Origin of the sequence: Pacificimonas flava (genome assembly GCF_000342165.1) — a bacterium.
In the GTDB taxonomy this organism is placed as follows: Bacteria; Pseudomonadota; Alphaproteobacteria; order Sphingomonadales; family Sphingomonadaceae; genus Pacificimonas; species Pacificimonas flava.
In genome coordinates, this window is record NZ_AMRV01000002.1 from 88,077 (window position 1) to 108,650 (window position 20,574).

A 20,574-nucleotide genomic window follows, 5' to 3' on the forward strand; every position below is an offset into this window, starting at 1 on the left:
TGAACGTCCGGCGCAGCGAAACTTCTGGTGCGCGGGTCAGGCCGTCAGAGGCTCCGTCTGCGCGGCACGTTCGGCCTCGGCCTCGGCCATCACCCAGTCCCGGAACCAGCGCATCGCCTGCCGGCTGCCGGAGGCGTGGCGAATGGCGAGATAATAGCTGTAGGGCGTTTCCACCCGCTCCCCGAAGGGTCGCACCAGACGCGGGGTCTGGCCGGGATAGAAGGCGACCATGTCCTCCAGCACCAGCGCGACGCCCAGGCCGCTTTCCGCCGCAGCAACCATCACCGGGCCGCTGTCATACTCGTCGATGCGGCTGCCCGGGGCGGAGTCCAGCCCCATGGCAGCCATCCAGTTCGGCAGGATGTGCGACAGGCCGGAATGAATCAGCAGCGGCTGGCCCTGCATGCGCTCCGTCAGCGTGCCCGCATCCGGCAGCACGCCGGGCGCGGCGACGGCAAAGGCGGCCTGCGGCTTCAATTGCCGCATCTCCAGCCGCTCCTCTTCCCGGTCGGCGAACAGGATGATGGCATCCAGGCTGACGCCCAGCTTCGACTTGGGGGACCCGGACGAATCGAATTTCAGGTCGACGTCCGGGTGCGCCTTCCGAAACCGGTGCAGCCGCGGCATCAGCCACGCGCCCGCGAAGGACGGCGGCACACCCACGGAAATACGGTAGTCATGGTCCTGCCGCACCTCCTCCAGCGCGGACACGAGCGCATCGTAGGGCACCTCGATCATCTCCAGAAGCTGGGTGCCGGTCGGGGTCAGGCGAAATTCGTGATGCCGCCGCTCGAACAGCGGCTTGCCGACATGCGTTTCCAGCGACTGCACCCGGCGGCTGAGCGCGGAGACCGACAGGTTCAGATCCTGCGCCGCCTCCGTCAGCGTGCCCGCGCGCGTCACGGACAGGAACGCCTCGATGGCGCCATTGGGCGGCAGGCGCCGGGTCATGCGCCCGTCGTCTCGCGGGAATGGCAGGAAATTGCCCGGAAGTGGCGAGACGACGTCATGAACATTTCATCAATCTATGCCGACGCACGCCGGAAACAATAGAATTGTTGCGGCGCAACACGCGAAAACTGCTCCTCAACATGCCCGCGCAAACAAGATTTGTCCGACCATCCACATGATTTCCCGGAAGATTGCACAATCTGCAACCTCTTTGAAGTGCTAATCAATTTCCGGGTCGCAACATCTTTGACATGTTGCAACGCACAACGAACGCAACCGACCGCATACAGGGGATCTATGATGAAGAGCTTTTTTCTTGGCCTCGCCACCGCCGCCAGTCTGCTGACCGCCGCCGTTCCCGCCGCTGCGGCCGGTCCGCTCGAGACGACGCGCTTCAGCTTCACCGAACCGCAGAGCGGCTATGAAGTGCGCGCGCGCCGCAACGCCGCGGGCACCATGTACCTGCATGGCGAGCATCCGCAGACCGGCGAGACCTTCAAGCTGCGCGTTTCCAGCGCTGGCCGCGTGACGGGCGAGTTCGCTGGCCGCGACGTCGACTACATGCTCGGCGAGGGGCAGGCCGCGACCCTGCTCGCCGCTGCCGAATAGGACGTACCGCGACCAGCAGGGGCGCCGCGCGGCCGGGGGGCGAACGCGCGGCGCCCCTTCCCTTTGCGGGTGTTCCCGCGTCTCGATCCGGCCATCTCGGGAAACGCACCGCCCATTCGGGACCCCGCCTACCAGGCTTCGTCCTTTCGCGAATTGAAACCCGCGCACGCCTCGGCCATAGCCCATCCCTATGCCGACCGTAGCCCAGACCATCGTCGCCGCCCTCGCCGCAGAAGAAACGAGCCATGTTTTCTGCGTGCCGGGCGAATCCTACCTCGCCGTCCTCGACGCCCTTTACGACGCGCAGAAAGACATCGCGCTAATCACCTGCCGGCACGAGGCCGCCGCCGCGAACATGGCGGAGGCTTACGGCAAGCTGCGCGGCCGCGCGGGCGTCGCCATGGTGACGCGCGGGCCGGGGGCGACGCACGCGTCCATCGGCATCCACACCGCATTTCAGGATTCGACGCCCCTCGTCATGTTCGTCGGCGATGTCGGCACCGACATGATCGGGCGGGAGGCGTTTCAGGAAATCGATTATGGCCGCTACTTCGGCAGCTTCGCCAAGGGCGTGATCGCGCTCGACCGGCCCGAACGCGCCGGAGAGCTGGTCGCCCGCGCCTTCGCCCTCGCCCGCTCCGGACGGCCCGGCCCCGTCGTCGTGACCCTGCCTGAGGATCTGCTGCTGGCGGAGGCGCAGCCCGCCCTGGCCCGGCCCGCTCAGCCCGCCGAACCGTCACCCGATGCCGGCGCCATCGGCCGGCTTGCGCAGATGCTGGAGACCGCCCAGCGGCCGGTCCTGTGGCTCGGCGGCCCCGGCTGGACGGCAGAGGACCGCGCCAATGCCGCCACCTTCGCCCAGCGCGCGAACGTGCCCGTCGTGACCGCGTGGCGGCGAAAGGCGCATTTCGACAATGGCCATTCGCACTATGCCGGCGAATTGGGCCTCGGCGCCAATCCGAAGCTGGTGGAACGGGTGAAGGACGCCGATCTGATCGTCGCGCTCGGCACCCGGTTGGGAGAAGTGACGAGCCTCGGCTACACGCTGCCGGCTGTCCCGGAACCGCAGCAGACACTGGTCCACATCCACCCGGACGCCGACACGCTGACCGACGTGCGCCGCCCCGCCCTCGCCATCCAGTCCTCCAGCCGGCTGGCCGCCCATGCGCTGGCGGAGCTTGGCTATATGCTGGACGGGTCCGCACGCGCGTCGTGGGTGGAGGATGCACGCCGGGATTACGAGACCTGGATGCAGCCGACGCAGGTTCAGGCGGGCGTCAACATGGCCGCCGTCATCGCCGTTTTGGACACGGCCCTGCCCGATGAGACCGTCTTCACGAACGGCGCCGGCAATTTCGCCGCCTGGCTGCACCGGTTCCACCAGCACCGCCATGTGGGAACGCAGCTTGCCCCGACATCGGGCGCCATGGGCTACGGCGTCCCCGCCGCGATCGCCGCCGCGCTGCTGACGGGCGGGCGCAGCGTCTGCGTGGCGGGCGACGGCGATTTCCTGATGTCGGGCAGCGAACTCGCCACCGCCGTCCGCTACGGCGCGAAGACCCTGTTCGTCGTCGTTGACAACGGACAGCTCGGCACCATCCGCATGCATCAGGAGCGGGAATTCGCCGGCCGCCAGTCCGGCACCGCGCTTACCAACCCCGACTTCGCCGCCTATGCGGAAAGCTTCGGCATACCCGGCTTTACCGTCACCGATACGAAGGCGTTTTCGGATGTCCTCGATCAGGCGCTCGCCGCGCCCGGCCCCGCCCTCATCTGCTGCCGCACCGACCCCGCCGAAATCGCGCCGGGCCGGCGTCTCGGCTGACGGCCGCGGCGCAGGCGGCACTGGACCGGTCCAGCCCGCCGCTACCTGTATTGCGCGACTAACACTCCCATGTTAGCCGAACCGGGCCGATGCAGAGGGAGCGGCCGAAATGAAGTATCTGCCAATCCTTTCGATAGCGATTGCCGCCGTGGCCGCCGCGAGTTCGTCGGCGCAGAATTATCGACCGTCATTCCGGCCCGATGAGCTGAACGACCGGCCCGTGGGCGAACCGAACCGGGTCATGGTCCTGGGGTCACCGCACCTGTCGCAAATGCCGGACAGCTTTCAGCCCCGAATGGTGGAACCCCTGGTATCCCGGCTCGTGGACTGGAAACCCACGGCAGTCACGACCGAAACCAATGCGGGCCTTCTATGTGATGCCATGCGGCGTCAGCCCGCACGATACGACAGCGACGATCTGAGTTACTGTTTCGACACCGCGGACGCCAATAGAGCGACCGGGCTGAATGTACCGGCTGCGACCGCGGAGGCGGAGCAGACGCTCGCGGATTGGCCGCAAGAACCGACACCGCAGATGCGTCGTCGGCTCGCAGTCGTCTTTCTGGCGGCGGGGGAGCCGGCGTCGGCACTGGTTCAATGGCTTCGCTTGCCCGATGAGGAGCGGAGGGCCGATGGCGCCCTGACGCCCGAACTGGCGAGCGAGCTTGATAAGCGAATCGCCAGGAAGAACGAAACCGATCTGATTGCCGCGCGTGTCGCTGCACGCTCCGGGCTGGAGCGGGTCTGGAGCGTGGACGATCAATCGACCTATATGGGCCCGTTGCAGGACGAGGACGCTTACGGTGCCGCCCTGTCCTCCGCCTGGGACACTCCGGCGACGGAGACGCGCCTGGCGCGAGCGGAGGCTCTGGAACGGAAAATCGGAGAGCCCGGCGGCCTCCTGCAAATATACCGCGCATACAACGCGCCGTCCTATGCGGCAGAGGCCTACCAATCGGATTGGGGCGCCGCTCTCACCGAACCCTCTCCGCAGGCCTATGGCAGACGATATGTCTCCTATTGGGAAACCAGGAACCTGCGCATGGTCGCCAATATGCGGGAGGTGCTCGGCCGGCAGCCCGGAACCCGGATGCTTGCCATCGTGGGCGCGTCGCACAAGGGCTATTACGAGGCGTATCTGAACCAGATGCGCGACGTCGAACTCGTCGATGTAATGCCCTTGCTCCGATGAACCGCCGTGACACGCGGGGTCGGGTGGCGGGGCTGTATTCCGGCTGAACTGAGCCGAACGGCGTGATCCCGGGCGACGCTTCTCCGTTCACGATGCGGACGGGATCGAGTACGAGGTCGTCATCGCCGCCCCTCATAGAAAGCCCCGCCCATGCCACGCGCCCTTCCCCTCTCGCTCGCCGCCCTGGCCCTCGTGGCCGGCTGCACGGGGCCCGGCGACGATGTGTCAACGGCCGCTGCGGATACGGCCGCCACGGCGGAGGCCGTTCCCCCCGTTCGGGTCGAGCCGCTGGCGGACGGGGTGTGGATGCACACCAGCTATGAACGGATCGGCGGGGCGGCGGTCCCCTCGCACGGGCTGATCGTCCGGACGGGCGACACCGTCTTGCTGGTCGACACGGGCTGGAACGACGACCAGACGGCGGAAATCCTGGACTGGGCGGACGCGCACGACCTGACCGTCACCGAAGCGGTCCTGACGCACGCCCATTCCGACAAGATGGGCGGCGTTCCGGTTCTGAAGGCACGGGGCGTCCGCACCTTCGCGCACAATCTCGCGAACGAGGATGCGCCGGCGCGGGGGCTGGAACCCGCGGAAACGGGTCTGTTCCTGAACCCCGGCGACAGCAGCATGGTCTGGTCGGGGGTGGAGGTCATGTATCCCGGTGCCGGCCACACGCGCGGAAACCTCGTGCTCGGAATCAGGGGGCAGGGCATCGTCTTCGGCGGCTGCCTGATCCGTCCCGGCGATGCGACCGATCTCGGCAACACGGCCGACGCCGACGTTCCGGAATGGGCCGCCTCGGCAGAGCGGGTGGGCTGGCGTTTCGAAGACGCCGGAACGATCGTCCCGAGCCATGGCGACCCCGGGGGACGCGATCTTATTGCCCACACGGTCGCTCTTGCGAAAAAGGCCGCCGCGACCCGGTAGGGCAGCGACGGCCTTTCGAAAGCCGGATTTTGCGGGAAGCGGCGCAGGGCCGCCTCCCACCCCTTTTGTCTTAGAAGTGCATCACGACGGCTGCGTTCGGACGCAGCGATTCGAAATCGTCGAACGTGTCGACGCCCAGGCGCAGGCGCACGCCGCTGTTGCCGGTGATGCCGCCCAGGCCGATGTCCTGCGGGCCGACCTCGACGCCGATACCGTAGAGCATGCCGTCGGCATCATAGGCGCTTTCGGAACCATCGTCGGGGTCGGTGTCGATGAAATCGTCGCCCGGGTCGTTCTCACCCTCGATCCACATATAACCGACGCGGCCGAAGAACATGCCGCTGTCGCCGACGCGAACGCCGAAGCGGCCGGCTGCGCCATATTCCCAGTCGATATCGCTGAAGCCGTACGACCCAAAGCCCTCGGCACCGACGAAGACCGGACCCAGCGGCACATTCGCACCGACCGTACCGTTGATGAACGCGCCCTCGGCGCCGCCACGGAAGCGTTCGATATCGTCGTCATTGCGATCGAAGTCGTGATAACCGCCACCGATTGCGATGTACGGTTCAAAACCGAAACCTTCGCTGCCGTCGGGGGCTTCGACATCCTGGGCCTGGGCGGCAAGCGGAAGGGCACAGGCGGCAACGGCCGCCAGAATGGATTTCTTGAACATGTAGGCAAATCCTTAAGCAACTAATCTACTTGTTCGCGGGGAGGCGGCCGGCGCCTTCGCCGGGCCGCACGAACAGCATGGATAACGAAGGCTTCATCGTGCGGTTTCCTGCAATCCGAAGATCGGGAAGATAGTGTTGCCTGCGCGCAACACGGCAAGCCGCCGCCTTGACCTGATGCTGCGCGCGATCTATGTGCTGCCGCGCTTACACGTGAAGCGACCCATGTGATCTGACGCCTTCCGCTCCATTCGGAACGCGCCGCCGGCCAGCGAAGACTCGCCCGCCGGCGTTTTTTGCGTTGGGCCCGCCTCTCGAAAGCGAACTGGAGACGTTGATTTGTTCGAGAGCCTTTCCGACCGCCTTGGCGGCGTATTCGACAAGCTAAGGGGGCGCGGCGCGCTGACCGAGGCGGACGTGCGCGCGGCCATGCGGGAAGTCCGGATCGCGCTGCTCGAGGCCGACGTCGCCCTGCCCGTCGCCAAGGACTTCATCGAAAACGTCACCCAGCGCGCTATCGGCGCCGAGGTTACGAAGTCCGTGACGCCGGGACAGCAGGTCGTGAAGATCGTCAGCGACGAGCTGACCGCCATGCTGGGCGGGGAGCAGGAAGACCTGCATCTCTCCGTCAGCCCGCCCGCCGTCATCATGATGGTCGGCCTGCAGGGGTCCGGCAAGACCACGACCACGGCGAAGATCGCCCGCCGGTTGAGGACGAAGGACGGCAAGAAGGTCCTGATGGCCTCGCTCGACGTCAATCGTCCGGCCGCGCAGGAGCAGCTTCGCGTGCTCGGAGAGCAGGTCGAGGTGCCGACCCTCCCCATCGTGGAGGGGCAGCAGCCCGTCGACATTGCCCGCCGCGCCCTTCAGTCGGCGAAGCTGCAGGGTTTCGACGTGCTCATGCTCGACACGGCCGGCCGCCTGCACGTCGATCAGCCGCTGATGGCCGAGATGCAGGCCGTCGGAGAGGTCGCCCGGCCCGCCGAAACCCTGCTCGTCGTCGATGCGCTGACCGGTCAGGACGCCGTCAACGTCGCCACCAGCTTCACGCAGCAGGTGCCACTGTCCGGCGTAGTCCTCACCCGCATGGACGGCGATGCACGCGGCGGCGCGGCGCTTTCCATGCGCGCCGTCACTGGCCGCCCCATCAAGTTCATCGGCACGGGCGAGAAGGTCGACGCTCTCGATGCCTTCGATCCGTCGCGCGTCGCCAGCCGCATCCTCGGCATGGGCGATGTCGTCAGCCTGGTCGAGAAAGCCAGTCAGGTCGTCGAGGCCGAAGAGGCCGAGAAGATGGCCGCGAAATTCGCCAAGGGCGAATTCGACATGAACGACCTGCGCCAGCAGCTGACGCAGATGCAGAAGATGGGCGGCATGGGCGCGCTGATGGGCATGATGCCCGGCCTCGGCAAGATGCGCGCGCAGGCGGAAAAGGCCGGCGCCGACGACACCATGCTGCGCCGGAACGTCGCCATCATCAACTCCATGACGCCGAAGGAGCGCTCTCGCCCGCAGCTCCTCAACGCAAAGCGCAAGATCCGCATCGCCAACGGCGCCGGCACAACCGTGCAGGAAGTCAACAAATTGATAAAGATGCACAAGGAAATGTCGACCGCCATGAAGAAGATCAAGAAGATGGGCGGTCTGAAGGGCTTCGCGAAGATGCTGGGCATGGGCGGCGGCGGCATGGGCGGAATGGGCGGCATGGGCGGCGACATGCCGGAGCTTCCCACCGGCGCCGGCGGCATGCCGAAGCTGCCGCCCGGTTTCGACAAGTTCGGCAGGTAGGACGTCCCCGCCTTCCGGAGTTCACGACATTACCAGAACCCCGGCACCCCGCCGGTTTCAAGACAGATCAGACACAAACAAGGAAGAATATCATGGCAGTCGTAATGAGGCTTTCCCGCGGCGGTGCGAAGAAGCGCCCCTATTATCGCATCGTCGTTGCCGACAAGCGCGCCGCGCGCGACGGCAAGTATCTGGAGCGTGTCGGCAGCTACAATCCGCTGCTGCCGAAGGATTCCGAGGAGCGCGTGAAGATCGATACGGAGCGCGCGCAGCACTGGCTGTCCGTCGGGGCCGTGCCGTCCGACCGCGTCGCCCGCTTCCTGGACGCCGCCGGCCTTTACAAGCGTGAGGCGAAGAACAACCCGAAAAAGGGTGAGCCGGGCGCCAACGCGAAGGCCCGCCTCGAGGAGCGCGCCGCCAAGGAAGCCGAGCGCAAGGAAGCCGAGGAGGCCGCGAAGGCCGAGGCTGAATCCGCACCGCCTCAGGTCGAACCGGCCGAGGGCAGCGAAGAGACCGCTCCCGACGAAGGCGCCGAGAAGGCCGAATAATCCGGCATCGCTCCGGCGAACCGCGCCCCTATGAGTGACGACCGTTCCGACCCGCCCGTCATGCTCGCCGCCATCGCCGGCGCGCATGGCGTTGGCGGAGAGGTGCGCCTGAAGCTGTTCGCCGAAGGCGTCGACAGCCTGCGCCGGCATCAGCGGTTCGACGCCGCCGGCCGCACGCTCGTCCTCAAGGGGTTGAAGCAGGCCGGCAAATCACTCGTCGCGCGTTTCGAGGGCATCACGGACAGGGACGCGGCCGAAGCGCTTCGCGGCACCCAGCTGACCGTCCCTCGAAGCGCCCTGCCCTCACCGGGGCCGGACGAGATCTACATCACCGACCTCGTCGGACGCGCCGTTCTCGATCTCGACGGCGCGCCGCTCGGCCGTGTCGTCGGCGTCGAAAATTACGGCGCCACCGATCTGCTCGATATCGAGGCGGCGGACGGACGCCGCAGCCTGGTGCCCTTCACGAAGGAGGCGGTGCCGGAGACAGATCCCGATCTGCGCGTCGACCCCGACTTTCTCGCCTGATCCCGGCTGGCCGGATGGCCACGATGCCCGCCTTTTGTCATGAAACCCTGCGCCGCCCTTTCCGGTTATAGGGTGCGCGTGCCCCATGTTTCGATCCGCCGAATGGAGACAGTCCGAATGTCGAGGATGACGCCCCTTTTTCGTGCGCCCTTATCCACACCGTCCGCCCCGCTCCCCCCTGTCCGGCACACCCTGATCGCCTGCGCATCCTCGGCCCTCCTTCTTGCCGCGTGCAGCGGCGAGAAGGTGGAGGATCGCGAGCCGCCGAACTTCGAGGACAGCCCCTCTGCGGACGCGTCGCCTCCCCCGGTTGAGGCCGATGCCCCAGGGGCCGCCGGCAATGACGACGGTGACGCCAACGCCGCCCCGGCCGGCGCGCAGCGCCTCATTTCGGTGGAGGGGCGCGTATCCACGGGCGCGGAATGCCCGATCATCGAGACGCCTGACGGCACCGTCTACGCCCTTGGCGGAGAACGGAGCTATGAGGACGGCGCCCGCCTGCATGTAGAGGGCGAAATTGCCCGCGCCAGCTTCTGCATGCAGGGGGAGGGCACGCTCGTCCCCCTGAGCATCGAGGAACTGTCCGGCGACGACGAGATGTCGGCCGACGCGCCGATGCGCCTCGCGCTCACCGGACGCAAACTCGCCGGACGGTGGATCGCCTCCGGCGGCGACTGCGCGGAGCCCGCCTTCACCATCACCGAGAGCGATGGCGGCGCCGCGCCTCGATTGACGACGGACATTCGCGGCGAGACGAAAACCGGCACCGTCGACCTCGGCCCGGCGCCTTCCATCCGCCTCGATGGCGGCATGATGTCCGCCGCCATCGAGCCCAGCGGCACGGACGACATCAATGTCACCCCGCCCGCCGGCGGCACGATCGAGCTTGGCGGAGAGATGGTTCTGGGCGCGGGCCGCACCTTCGAGAAATGCCCCGCGGGGTGAGGAGCGTGCGCCGGCCCCGCCATTCCTTTCGCGCAGCGTGCGGAGCGGCTGTCGTCGGCGGCGCCGCACTGCTGGCGGGCTGCGACGGTTCCCCCCCGGCCCCCGTTGTCCTCGACAGCGACGGCGAAGCCTTTGTCCCTGTGGACGCGCTGGAGCCGCAACAGCTGACCGGCGCATGGTCTTCCCCCGGTGGGCGCTGCGCGGAGCCCGATTTCACCATCGCCGAAGATGAAAGTTCGGCCGAACGCGGCCTCGCCGTGCGTGCGGAGTTCAACGGCTGGACCCGGACCGGCCGACTGCGGCTGGAGGCGGGGCCGGACATCCGCTTCGTCGACCCCGAGCGCATCCTGCCCGTTTCCCTGCAGGCGGGCGGCCTTCTCATCGACGCACCGTCCGATGGCCTCGCCGTACTCGGCAGCCGCAATATTTTCGAGGGGGGGGTCACCTTCATGAAATGCGCCCCCCAAGCAGACGCCGCACCGACGGGCGGCGCGGAGTGAGCGAGACCGACCGCAACGCGCCCGGCCGCCCCCTGCCGCTCGTGGGCCGGATCGAGCAGGTCGGCTTTCCCGCTCTCGGTATTCCCTTCGTGCGCGCGAAGGTCGATACCGGCGCGCGCACCAGCGCGCTTCACGCCGCGCGCATGCACCATTTCGAAAAGGACGGCCGCCAGTGGATTCGCTTCACCGTTCCGGCGCGCCGCGGCCGGCCGGCCGTTCGCGTCGAAGCGCCCCTCGTCGGCGTCAAAAAAGTGAAGAGTTCCAACGGGCAAACGCAAAAGCGCTTCGTCATCAAAACGATGCTTGAAATCGGCACGCAAACCTTCGAAGCGCAGGTGACGCTGACGAACCGGGCGCAAATGGGATATGCCATGCTGCTGGGACGCACCGCGCTCCGTCGCCGCTATCTCGTCGACGTTTCGAAATCCTATTTGCAAGGCGGCGGCCCCTACAAGGATACCGCAAAGGCCGGTTCCCCGAATGCCGAGCGCGAAGGAGGCGCGGCGCCATGAAATTGTTGATGCTTGCCCGCAATGCCAATCTCTACTCGCACAAGCGGCTGGTGGAGGCGGCGGAGCAGCGCGGCCACACGCTCGACATCGTCAACACGCTGCGCGTCTACATGAACATCACCTCGCACCGGCCGCAGGCATTCTACGACGGCAAGGCGCTGACGGGCTATGATGCGGTCATCCCCCGCATCGGCGCCTCGATCACCCAGTACGGCCTCGCCGTGCTGCGCCAGTTCGAAATGATGGGCGTCTGGCCGCTCAATGAGAGCGTCGCCATCGGCCGCAGCCGTGACAAGCTGCGCAGCCTGCAGATCTTCGCGCGCGCCGGCCTCGGCCTGCCCGTCACCGCCTTCGCGCACGATCCGAAACAGACGGACGAGGTGCTGAAGATCGCCGGCGGCGCGCCCGTCGTCATCAAGCTGCTCGAGGGGACGCAGGGCATCGGCGTCGTCCTCGGCGAAACGGAAAAGTCCGCCCGCTCCGTCATCGAGGCGTTTCGCGGCGCGAACGTCTCCGTCCTCGTGCAGGAATTCATCAAGGAGGCGAGCGCCACGGACATCCGCGCCTTCGTCGTTGGCGGCAAGGTCGTCGGCGCCATGCAGCGCACGGGCGCGGAGGGCGATTTCCGCTCCAACCTCCACCGCGGCGGCACCGCCAAAATGGTGAAGATCACGCCAGAGGAACGCTCCACCGCCATCCGCGCGGCCAAGAAAATGGGCCTCAACGTCTGCGGCGTCGACATGCTGCGCTCGAATCACGGCCCCGTCATCATGGAGGTGAACTCCTCCCCCGGCCTCGAGGGCATAGAGGGCGCGACGGGCAAGGACATCGCCGGCCAAATCATCGACTACATCGCCGCCCACGCCAAGGAAGGGAAAACCGCGACAAAGGGCAAGGGGTAACGACAGCAGACTTCACGCCCTCTGCCCTACCTCCCTCCCGTCATTACTGCGAAGGCAGGAATCCACTCCTCAGCGGAGATGCCCCTCCTCAGCGCCTCACCCCTGGCGCATCGGCGGGCCGCACTGTATATACGTCGTATACACAGGAGGGCGCGTCATGATCGACTTCGCAATCACCCGGATCTTCAAATCCGGCAACTCTCTCGCCGTCCGCATTCCCAAGGAATTCGGTCTCGAAGCGGGCCACGAATATGAACTGAAGCGCGTCGGCGATCAGATCCGCCTTCTACGCCGAGGACGAAAGATCGATACGAGTGGCTTCGCAGGAACGGCGCCCGACATGCGTCCCCGCTCGCCGGACGAGGGGACGTTCGAAGAGGCTGAGCGGGACTGGCCGGCGACGGAACGGAGCTAGGCGCTGGCTGCCCGTTATCATCTCGACACGAACTGCTGCATCTATCTTTTCGCCGGCAGCCATCTCCGATTGACCCAGCGTGTGGGGAACACCCGGGCCGGTGATCTGGCGATCAGCAGTATCGTCCTTGCCGAACTGCGCGTCGGGATGGCGCGCGGCTTTGGTCCATCTGACGAGGCGCTCATGAATTTCCTGTTCGATATCGAGCTTCTGCCCTTTGGAGAGCGAGAGGCGGCGGCCTATGGTGCCTTGCCTTTTGCCCGCGGCAGCTACGATCGCCTGATCGCCGCCCATGCCGTCGCCGCCGGCGCGGTTCTCGTCACGAAGAATGCCCGGCATTTCGGCAATATACGCGGGCTTTCGACCGAAGACTGGACCGTATGACCTTCGCCGCCACCGTCCTCACCCTCTACCCGGACATGTTTCCCGGCCCGCTGGGACAATCGATGGCGGGGCGCGCGCTCGGCGAGAAACGCTGGTCTCTGGACACGGTACAGATCCGCGATTTTGCCGAGGACCGACACAAGTCCGTCGACGACACGCCGGCGGGCGGCGGCGCGGGCATGGTGATGCGCGCCGACGTTCTTGCCCGGGCGGTGGACCATGCACTCGCAGCCCGCCCCGACGCGCCGCTTCTCTACATGAGCCCGCGCGGCGCGCCCCTCACCCAGGCCCGCGTGCGCACCCTCGCCGCCGGGCCGGGCGTCAGCATCCTCTGCGGCCGGTTCGAGGGAATCGACCAGCGCCTGCTCGACGCCCGGCCCATCGAGGAAATCTCCATCGGCGACTATATCCTGTCGGGCGGCGAGATGGCGGCGCTTACCCTGCTCGACGCTTGCATTCGGCTGATTCCCGGCGTAATGGGCGCGGCCGCGAGTGGAGAAGACGAGTCGTTCGAGACCGGCCTTCTGGAATACCCGCACTACACCCGACCTCAGGAGTGGGAAGGGCGCACGATCCCTGAAGTGCTGCGATCGGGGGATCATGCGAGGATCGAGGCATGGCGAAAGAGCCAGGCCGAGGCCATCACACGGTTACGGCGACCGGACCTTTGGGAGCGTCATGAGGGCGCTCGGGACCGATCGCCCTCTGGCGCGCAGCGAGAGAAGAAAGACGAGTGAGATGAATCTCATCCAGCAGATCGAGGCCGAACAGGTCGAGAAGTTCGCCGGCCAGAAGGACATTCCCGATTTCCGCGCCGGTGATACGGTTCGCATCGGCGTCCGCGTCGTCGAGGGCACGCGCGAGCGCATCCAGTATTTCGAGGGCGTCGTGATCGCCCGCTCCAATCGGGGCATCAACTCCAACTTCACCGTGCGCAAGGTGTCGTTCGGCGAGGGCGTTGAGCGCGTCTTCCCGCTCTACAGCCCCATCGTCGCCTCCATCGAGCTGCGCCGCCGCGGCGTCGTGCGCCGCGCCAAGCTCTACTATCTGCGTGAGCGCAGCGGTAAGTCCGCGCGTATCGCAGAGCGGCGCATGGTGCAGAAGGACGCGCCGGCGAACGCCGCCGAGGCCCCGACCCCCGAAGCCGGCAAGACCGGTTCCGTCGTCCCCGACGCCGACGCGCCCGAGGTGGTGAAGGAAGAGGCGGCAAAGGAAGCGCAGGCCGAATAAGCGCTCGGCGCCATACCGACAGGATACGGCCCCGGCTGCGCACCCGCGCACCGGGGCCTTTCTGTTTATGGACTGTTGCGCTTGGCGGCGCCAAAGGCATGCGCCTGCAAGGCCCCCGTTCCCGGGAGGGCGCCAGGCGAGAGACGTAAAGCGTTCATTCGTTCCTCGTCACCATACGGTCCCGCGCCCGCTGCTCAGGTCTCGGGTGTCGGCAGCGGGGCACGATTGCGATTGTGCACGAGGCCTCTGCTGAAGCGGTCTTGGGCGTTCGCGCCCCACTTGCCGCCCGCATCCCCAACCCAGCTTCAAACCCGCGCGCGGAGCCGCTAGAGGTCGCCGCTTCGCCAGACTGGTTCCCGAAAGACCCGCGCGCCCATGTCCCTTGTCAAAAATGTCGGCACCATCGGCGGCCTGACGCTCGTCAGCCGCGTCTTCGGCTTTGCCCGCGACATGCTGCTGTCGCGCCTCCTTGGCGCGGGCACCGGCGCGGATGCCTTTTTCGTCGCCTTCAAGCTGCCGAACATTTTTCGCCGCCTGTTCGCGGAGGGCGCGTTTTCCGCCGCCTTCGTGCCCATGTTCTCGACGGAACTGCACGGTGAGGGCGGGCGCGAGGCGGCCATCCGCTTCTCGACTCAGGTGCTGTCCGTGTTCCTGCCGATCCTCTTCCTGTTCACGGCGGTCGCGGAAATCTTCATGCCTTGGATCGTCGAGGCGATGGCCGGCGCCTACCGGGAGGTGCCGGGCAAGTTCGAGCTGACCGTCGCGCTCAGCCGTCTCACCTTCGTCTACCTCCTCCTCGTCAGCCTCGTCTCGCTCCTTGCCGGCATCCTCAATTCCATGAGCCGCTTTGCCGAGGCCGCCGCCGCGCCCATCCTGCTCAACATCTGTCTGATCGCCGCCATCGTCTTCTTCGGCAGCACGGATACGGGGGACAATTTCGGAACGGCGCGCGCGCTCTCCGTCGCCGTCGCGGTGGCAGGCGTCTTCCAGTTCGTCTGGCTGCTGCTCGCCGTGCGCCGCGCCGGCATAGAGCTGCGCCTGCTGCCGCCGCGCATGACGCCGCAGGTTCGGCGCCTTCTGCGCATCATCCTTCCCGCCACCTTCGGCGCCGGCATTTACCAGATCTCCCAGCTTATCGACGTGTTCTTCGCCACCCGGCTGCAGGAGGGGGCGATGAGCTTCCTCAACTATGCCGACCGGCTGAACCAGCTTCCGCTCGGCGTCATCGGCATTGCGCTCGGCACCGCCATCCTCCCGGCCCTGTCCCGCCTCGTCGGTCGCGGCGATGCGGACGGCGCGCAGCGTCTGATGGGAACGGCGCTGGAGCTTTCCATGCTTCTCACCATCCCCTCCGCCGCCGGCCTGATGATGTGCCGCGATGCACTGACGAGGGCCTTTTTCCTCGGCGGCCGCTTCGACGCCGCCGATGCGGCGATCACCGCCGACGTCATGGCGGGCCTCGCAGTCGGCCTGCCCGCCTATGTCCTCATAAAGGTGTTCACGCCCGGCTATTTCGCGCGCGGCGACACGAAAACGCCAGTCTACACCGCGCTCGCGGCGCTCATCGCCAACATCGCGCTGATCCTCCTCCTGATCGAGCGGTTCGACATTGTCGGCCTGGTCATCGCCAGCGCGGCGGCGGCGTGGCTGAATGTGGCGCTGCTCTATGCCGGCCTTCATCGCCGCGGCCAGTTCCACCTGACCGCCCCCTCGGCGCTGCGCATCGGCAAGCAGATCCTGGCCGCCGCGCTGATGGCCGCCCTTCTCTGGTGGCTCGCCGTGCCGCTGGCCCCGCACTTCGGCGGCAATGTGTTCGAGCGGGTGTGGAGCATCGCCGCGCTGATCCTGCCCGGCGCGGCGCTATACTTCGCGGCGCTGTGGGCGCTGCGCGGATTCGACCGGGATCAGATCGCCCGCTTCCGCCGGCCCGCGGCCTAGCGGCCCGGTTGACCGGCGCGGCAAACCTTTCCAAAGGACCGCGCATGACCAAGACGCGCGTTTTTTCGGGCATCCAGCCCACCGGCAACCTGCACCTCGGCAATTATCTCGGCGCGATCGTCAACTGGGTCGCCATGCAGGACACGCACGAATGCCTGTTCTGCGTCGTCGACATGCACGCCATCACCATGCGGCACGACCCGAAGCAGCTCGCCGCGCAGACGCGGGAGCTGACGGCCGCCCTCCTCGCCAGCGGCATCGACCCCCAGCGCGCGATCCTGTTCCACCAGTCGGCCGTGCCCATGCACGCGCAGCTCACCTGGATCCTCAGCTGCGTCGCGCGCGTCGGCTGGCTGGACCGCATGACGCAGTACAAGGACAAGAAGGGCAAGGACCGGGAGGGCGCGTCCGTCGGCCTCTACACCTACCCCATTCTCATGGCCGCCGACATTCTCGGTTACCGGGCGCAGGCCGTGCCGGTGGGCGAGGACCAGAAGCAGCATCTGGAGCTGGCGCGCGACATCGCCATCCGCTTCAATCAGGACTTTGGAGGCGGCGAGGATTTCTTCCCCCTGCCCGAACCGCTGATCCAGGGGCCGGCCACCCGCGTCATGAGCCTGCGCGACGGCACGGCCAAGATGTCGAAATCCGACCCGTCCGACATGAGCCGCATCGCCATGACCGACGATGCGGACGCGATCATGCGCAAGGTGAAGAAGGCGAAGACCGACGCAGACGCCCTCCCCTCCGAACCGGCGGGCCTTGCCGGGCGGCCGGAGGCGAAGAACCTCGTCAACATCTACGCCGCTCTCGCCGGCAAGACCGATGCGGACGTCCTCAAGGAGTTCGGCGGTCAGGGTTTCGGCGTCTTCAAGCCCGCTCTCGGCGAACTGGCGGCGGAAACGCTCGCCCCCGTCACGGCCCGCTTCCGCGAACTGAAGGCCGACAAGGGCGCGCTCGACCGCATCCTTCGGGAAGGGGCGGCAAGAGCCGACGCCATCGCCGCGCCGATCCTTGAAGAAACGAAGCGCGCCGTCGGCTTCCTGCGCGGTTGACGCTCGCGGCGGAACCTCCACGTTTGCGTCGCTTCGGCGAAAGCCGGGACGCACGCCTGGAGCAGACACCCGTCCTGCGCGGTTCGCAACGCCAGTGCCGCTGCCAGTGCCGGTGCCGCCGACGACAATTCCGCGCAGGGTGCATCCGTTCAGTGTTTGTTCAACGTATTTCCGGCACAAACGAACGCAAAGACAGTTGAACAAACGTACTTCGTGCGTGGGAGCTTGACCGATATGAATATTCTGAAGGGCGCCGTTCTTGGCGCCGCACTAACCCTCACCGCCGCGTGCACGACGCCGTTTACCGCCGATGTCAGCCGGTTCCAGCGCCTGCCCGCACCCACCGGCGAGACCTTCGCCATCGTGCCGGCCGACGAATCGCTGAACAACAGCCTCGAATTCCAGAACTATGCGCGTCTCATCGCCGGCGAACTGGTCGAGGAGGGCTACCGCGAAGTGGCGAGCGCCGACGGCGCCTCCATGGTCGTCTCGATGGCCTATGGCGTCGGCAATCCGCGTGAGAAGATCGCGTCCCGCCCCAGCGGCCGCATGGGCTTCGGCTATGGCGGCTGGGGCAATCCCTGGTGGGGCGGCTATGGCGGCTGGTACGGCCGGGGCTGGGGCTACGACCCGTTCTTCTACGGCGGCGGGTTTGCCGACCGCGACGTCTACAGCTACACGGTCTACAATTCCTATCTCGACCTCGACATCCGCCGCCCGGGCGGGGAGCCGCTGTTCGAGGGGCGGGCCGTCGCCGCCACGCGCGACGACAACCTGCCGGAAATCGTGCCCGATCTGGTGACGGCGATGTTCACCGACTTCCCCGGCATGAACGGCCGCACCATCACCGTGAAGGTGCCCGAGGAAGACCGCCGCTAAGCGAGACCATGCGCGGGCCGCTCCAACCCGGAGCGGCCCCGCCGGTTTCAGGGGCCGGGGGTCTTGCTAGAAACGGTCATCCACACCCCACCGTTTCTAAACGTCGCCCCTGCGTAGGCAGGGGCCCACCTCCTTTTTATCCCCCCGGTGCATCCGCACCGAAATGCCCCTCCTGCCTTCGCAGGGGCGACGACGTTGTTCAGGACCGCCCAGCTCAGACGGGCCCGCCGCAGCCCGCATATGTCTTCCCGTCCAGTACCATCGTCACGCTGTTCGGATAATCCCGCCCGCTCATTGAATCCTCGCACGGTTCGTCGCTGACCGTCACCGCCAGCCGATGCCCCTCGTTCTGCTGCTCCAGCGTGAACGGCGCCTCGCCGGGTGCCTCCGCCGGCGCCGGAAACGCCATCTTCACTGCGCCGTAATCCGCCTCTACCTGCACCGATTCCCCCGGTGTTACCGTCAGCAGCCATCCCGGCTCCTGCCCGCGCGCCACATAGGCAGCGCCCTTGGCCGACAGCGCCCGGTCGGCAGCGCCCTGTCCGGCCGCGTCCGCATTTTCCGTCCGCACGGGGGGCAGGCCGCCCTCCTCGTCCCACTCGCGCGGTCCCGCGACGCGCCAGACTTCCTTCCCCGCCTCGTCGTAAAGGACCGTCAGCGGCAATCCTGCCACGCCCAACGCAGAGCCAAGCTCCCCGTCCGGGTCCGCCAGCACGGTAACATGCTCCAGAGGCGTCCGCTTCAGGAATGGCCGCACCGCCTGCCACCCCTCCATGTCCTGGCTGACGGCGAGCACCGTCAGGTCGTAGCCCTGCGCCTCCGCCAGCCGGTCGAGCGCGGGCAGTTCCGCGACGCAGGGGGCGCACCAGGTCGCCCACAAATTCACGAGCACCGGCGTGCCGCGAAAGGCCGCCAGCGTGGAGGGGCCGCCATCCTCGCGCAGCAATGTCACGTCGGGCGCCGGCGTTCCGGCCTTGCCCCGGTCGGGCTCGCCATTGGGCACGGCGGGTGCGCCCGGCGCTTGCGGCTCGCCAGCGCCTTCCCTATCGCCTGCGGGGGCGTCGCAGGCGGCGACGCCCAGCACGGCACCGGCGGCGACAAGAAGAAGAGGTATACGCATGGCAGAGGGCTCCAACAGCATGTGGGGCGGCCGCTTCGCAGAAGGGCCGGCCGCGATCATGCAGGAGATAAATGCCTCCATCGGCACGGACAAGCGCATGTGGCGAGAGGACATCGCGGCCAGCCGCGCACATCTCGCCATGCTGGCCGAAACCGGCATCGTCAGCCGCGCGGATGCCGCCAAAATAGACGCGGGACTGCAGGAGATCGCGGACGAATGGTCGCAGGGCCCGATCGAGGAGGATCTGGCGCTCGAGGACATCCACATGCATGTGGAGGCGAAGCTGCGGCAGAGGCTCGGTCCCGTCGCCGGCCGCCTGCACACCGCCCGGTCGCGCAACGATCAGGTGGCGACCGATTTTCGCCTGTGGACCCGCGCGGCGGCGGACCGCGTCGATGCGGGCATCGCGGCCATGCAGGATGCGCTGCTGACGCGAAGCGAGGAACATGCGGATACGCTGATGCCCGGCTTCACGCATCTTCAGGGCGCGCAGCCGGTGACGCTCGGTCACCACCTGATGGCCTATTACGAGATGCTGCGCCGCGATCGCGGCCGCTTCGCCGATTGCCGCCGCCGCCTGAACGAATCGCCGCTCGGCAGCGCCGCGCTCGCCGGCACCGGTTTCCCGGTGGACCGGCAGATGACCGCGCGCGCGCTGGGGTTCGACGCCCCGACACGCAACAGCCTCGATGCCGTCAGCGACCGCGATTTCGCGCTGGAGTTCGCCTCCGCCGGCCTGCAGCTGTCCCTGCATCTGTCCCGCCTTGCGGAGGAGATCGTCATCTGGGCCTCGCAGCCCTACGGCTTCGTGACGCTGCCCGACAGCTTCTCGACCGGCAGTTCCATCATGCCGCAAAAGCGCAACCCGGACGCCGCCGAGCTGATCCGCGCCAAGCCCGGCACGCTGCTGGCCGCCGTCACCCGGCTCGCCACGATGATGAAGGGTCTGCCGCTCGCCTACGCCAAGGACATGCAAGAGGATAAGGCCCCGGTTTTCGAGGCGCACGACACGCTGATCCTGTCGCTTGCCGCCATGACGGGCATGATCCGCGATATCGACTTCGTTCCCGCCCGCATGGGTGCGGTCGCCGGCGCGGGCCACTCCACCGCCACCGACCTTGCCGACTGGCTGGTGCGGGAGGCGGACGTACCGTTCCGCGACGCGCATCACATCACCGGCCGCGCCGTCGCCGCCGCCGACGCGGCGGGCTGCACCCTCGCCGAATTGCCGCTGGACACGCTAAGGGGCTTGGACGAACGCATAGACGAGCGCATATTCGGGGTGCTTTCGGTGGAACGCTCGGCCGCCAGCCGTACCAGCTATGGCGGCACCGCGCCCGATCAGGTACGCGCCCGCGTCGCCGAGGCGAGAAAGGAACTGACATGATCCGCGCCGCGTCCCATGCGACGCTTGCCCTGCTGCTCCTCGCCGGCCTTTCCGCCTGCGGCTCGACCGGCTCGCTGAAATGGCCGGATGGAAATCCTGCGCCGGCCATGGTGGGCGCAAGCGAAGCGCCGACCGTCGAGCGGATGCTGACGCCGCCGCCGCAAGCTGCCCCCGAGCGCCTCGACGATCCGGTGAAGGAGTCGGAACTGCGCGAGGACGACCCCTTCGACCTGCCGCCGACCTAGAAGAGCGCGACCGGACT

22 protein-coding genes and 1 pseudogene are annotated in these 20,574 nt (G+C 67.3%); 20 read left to right on the forward strand and 3 right to left on the reverse strand.

What is annotated here, in order from left to right; translation table 11 throughout:
- Nucleotides 1-36: 36 nt before the first annotated feature.
- Nucleotides 37-951 carry a LysR substrate-binding domain-containing protein gene (locus C725_RS03180; RefSeq protein ID WP_008600112.1) on the reverse strand — a complete coding sequence of 305 codons (915 nt, stop codon included), beginning with the start codon at nucleotides 949-951 and terminating at the stop codon, nucleotides 37-39.
- 300 nt (nucleotides 952-1,251) lie between these two features.
- Here C725_RS03180 and C725_RS03185 point away from each other — a divergent pair, with 300 nt between their 5' ends.
- From C725_RS03185 to bla, 4 genes are all read left to right on the forward strand, one after another.
- Nucleotides 1,252-1,560, forward strand: a complete 309-nt coding sequence (locus tag C725_RS03185) for a hypothetical protein (RefSeq protein ID WP_160165707.1) — start codon at nucleotides 1,252-1,254, stop codon at nucleotides 1,558-1,560.
- Between the two features lie 190 nt (nucleotides 1,561-1,750).
- Entirely contained in the window at nucleotides 1,751-3,385 is a 1,635-nt protein-coding gene (locus tag C725_RS03190; protein WP_008600115.1) for a thiamine pyrophosphate-dependent enzyme, read from the forward strand.
- A gap of 109 nt (nucleotides 3,386-3,494) precedes the next feature.
- Entirely contained in the window at nucleotides 3,495-4,577 is a 1,083-nt protein-coding gene (locus C725_RS03195; RefSeq protein WP_008600116.1) for a DUF5694 domain-containing protein, read from the forward strand.
- Between the two features lie 150 nt (nucleotides 4,578-4,727).
- Nucleotides 4,728-5,507 carry a subclass B1 metallo-beta-lactamase gene (gene bla / locus C725_RS03200; RefSeq protein WP_008600118.1) on the forward strand — a complete coding sequence of 260 codons (780 nt, stop codon included), beginning with the start codon at nucleotides 4,728-4,730 and terminating at the stop codon, nucleotides 5,505-5,507.
- Nucleotides 5,508-5,577: 70 nt separating this feature from the next.
- Here the strand turns inward: bla and C725_RS03205 are convergent, their stop codons facing one another.
- Nucleotides 5,578-6,183: a hypothetical protein gene (locus C725_RS03205; protein ID WP_008600119.1), complete on the reverse strand. Its 606-nt coding sequence runs from the start codon at nucleotides 6,181-6,183 to the stop codon at nucleotides 5,578-5,580.
- Nucleotides 6,184-6,520: 337 nt separating this feature from the next.
- Between C725_RS03205 and ffh the strand changes: the two genes are divergently transcribed.
- From ffh to C725_RS03275, 14 genes and pseudogenes are all read left to right on the forward strand, one after another.
- A complete protein-coding gene (gene ffh, locus C725_RS03210) occupies nucleotides 6,521-7,969 on the forward strand; it encodes a signal recognition particle protein (protein WP_008600120.1) in 1,449 nt (482 codons plus the stop codon).
- 92 nt (nucleotides 7,970-8,061) lie between these two features.
- Complete coding sequence (gene rpsP / locus C725_RS03215) at nucleotides 8,062-8,517, forward strand: 30S ribosomal protein S16 (RefSeq protein ID WP_008600121.1); 456 nt, start codon at nucleotides 8,062-8,064, stop codon at nucleotides 8,515-8,517.
- A gap of 30 nt (nucleotides 8,518-8,547) precedes the next feature.
- Complete coding sequence (gene rimM / locus C725_RS03220) at nucleotides 8,548-9,045, forward strand: ribosome maturation factor RimM (RefSeq protein WP_008600122.1); 498 nt, start codon at nucleotides 8,548-8,550, stop codon at nucleotides 9,043-9,045.
- 117 nt (nucleotides 9,046-9,162) lie between these two features.
- Nucleotides 9,163-9,990 (forward strand): DUF5818 domain-containing protein, encoded by an 828-nt coding sequence (locus C725_RS03225; protein WP_149864522.1) that lies wholly within the window; start codon nucleotides 9,163-9,165, stop codon nucleotides 9,988-9,990.
- Between the two features lie 5 nt (nucleotides 9,991-9,995).
- On the forward strand, nucleotides 9,996-10,490 hold the full coding sequence (locus C725_RS03230) for a hypothetical protein (RefSeq protein ID WP_008600125.1): 495 nt from the start codon (nucleotides 9,996-9,998) through the stop codon (nucleotides 10,488-10,490).
- Nucleotides 10,487-11,002 (forward strand): ATP-dependent zinc protease family protein, encoded by a 516-nt coding sequence (locus tag C725_RS03235; protein WP_008600126.1) that lies wholly within the window; start codon nucleotides 10,487-10,489, stop codon nucleotides 11,000-11,002. Before C725_RS03230 ends, C725_RS03235 begins: the two co-directional genes overlap by 4 nt.
- A complete protein-coding gene (gene rimK / locus C725_RS03240) occupies nucleotides 10,999-11,904 on the forward strand; it encodes a 30S ribosomal protein S6--L-glutamate ligase (RefSeq protein WP_008600127.1) in 906 nt (301 codons plus the stop codon). The genes C725_RS03235 and rimK overlap by 4 nt, the downstream gene beginning before the upstream one ends.
- Nucleotides 11,905-12,061: 157 nt before the next feature.
- Nucleotides 12,062-12,319 (forward strand): AbrB/MazE/SpoVT family DNA-binding domain-containing protein, encoded by a 258-nt coding sequence (locus C725_RS03245; RefSeq protein WP_008600128.1) that lies wholly within the window; start codon nucleotides 12,062-12,064, stop codon nucleotides 12,317-12,319.
- Nucleotides 12,320-12,322: 3 nt separating this feature from the next.
- The gene (locus C725_RS03250) at nucleotides 12,323-12,703 is read left to right on the forward strand and encodes a PIN domain-containing protein (RefSeq protein ID WP_038281405.1); all 381 of its coding nucleotides are present in this window, start codon (nucleotides 12,323-12,325) and stop codon (nucleotides 12,701-12,703) included.
- The gene (gene trmD, locus C725_RS03255; RefSeq protein ID WP_008600130.1) at nucleotides 12,700-13,440 is read left to right on the forward strand and encodes a tRNA (guanosine(37)-N1)-methyltransferase TrmD; all 741 of its coding nucleotides are present in this window, start codon (nucleotides 12,700-12,702) and stop codon (nucleotides 13,438-13,440) included. The genes C725_RS03250 and trmD overlap by 4 nt, the downstream gene beginning before the upstream one ends.
- A gap of 1 nt (nucleotide 13,441) precedes the next feature.
- A pseudogene (gene rplS, locus C725_RS03260) lies at nucleotides 13,442-13,804 on the forward strand (50S ribosomal protein L19); the annotation flags it as partial.
- A 504-nt stretch (nucleotides 13,805-14,308) separates the two neighbouring features.
- Nucleotides 14,309-15,871 (forward strand): murein biosynthesis integral membrane protein MurJ, encoded by a 1,563-nt coding sequence (gene murJ, locus C725_RS03265; RefSeq protein ID WP_008600135.1) that lies wholly within the window; start codon nucleotides 14,309-14,311, stop codon nucleotides 15,869-15,871.
- Between the two features lie 44 nt (nucleotides 15,872-15,915).
- Nucleotides 15,916-16,926, forward strand: a complete 1,011-nt coding sequence (trpS, locus tag C725_RS03270) for a tryptophan--tRNA ligase (protein ID WP_038281407.1) — start codon at nucleotides 15,916-15,918, stop codon at nucleotides 16,924-16,926.
- A 234-nt stretch (nucleotides 16,927-17,160) separates the two neighbouring features.
- Complete coding sequence (locus C725_RS03275) at nucleotides 17,161-17,805, forward strand: DUF4136 domain-containing protein (protein WP_008600137.1); 645 nt, start codon at nucleotides 17,161-17,163, stop codon at nucleotides 17,803-17,805.
- Between the two features lie 214 nt (nucleotides 17,806-18,019).
- Here the strand turns inward: C725_RS03275 and C725_RS16625 are convergent, their stop codons facing one another.
- Complete coding sequence (locus tag C725_RS16625) at nucleotides 18,020-18,925, reverse strand: redoxin family protein (RefSeq protein WP_008600138.1); 906 nt, start codon at nucleotides 18,923-18,925, stop codon at nucleotides 18,020-18,022.
- A 19-nt stretch (nucleotides 18,926-18,944) separates the two neighbouring features.
- On the opposite strand from C725_RS16625, the gene argH reads away from it, so the two are divergent.
- A complete protein-coding gene (gene argH / locus C725_RS03285; RefSeq protein ID WP_038281579.1) occupies nucleotides 18,945-20,312 on the forward strand; it encodes an argininosuccinate lyase in 1,368 nt (455 codons plus the stop codon).
- Nucleotides 20,309-20,557, forward strand: a complete 249-nt coding sequence (locus C725_RS03290; RefSeq protein ID WP_008600140.1) for a hypothetical protein — start codon at nucleotides 20,309-20,311, stop codon at nucleotides 20,555-20,557. Before argH ends, C725_RS03290 begins: the two co-directional genes overlap by 4 nt.
- Nucleotides 20,558-20,574: the final 17 nt, after the last annotated feature.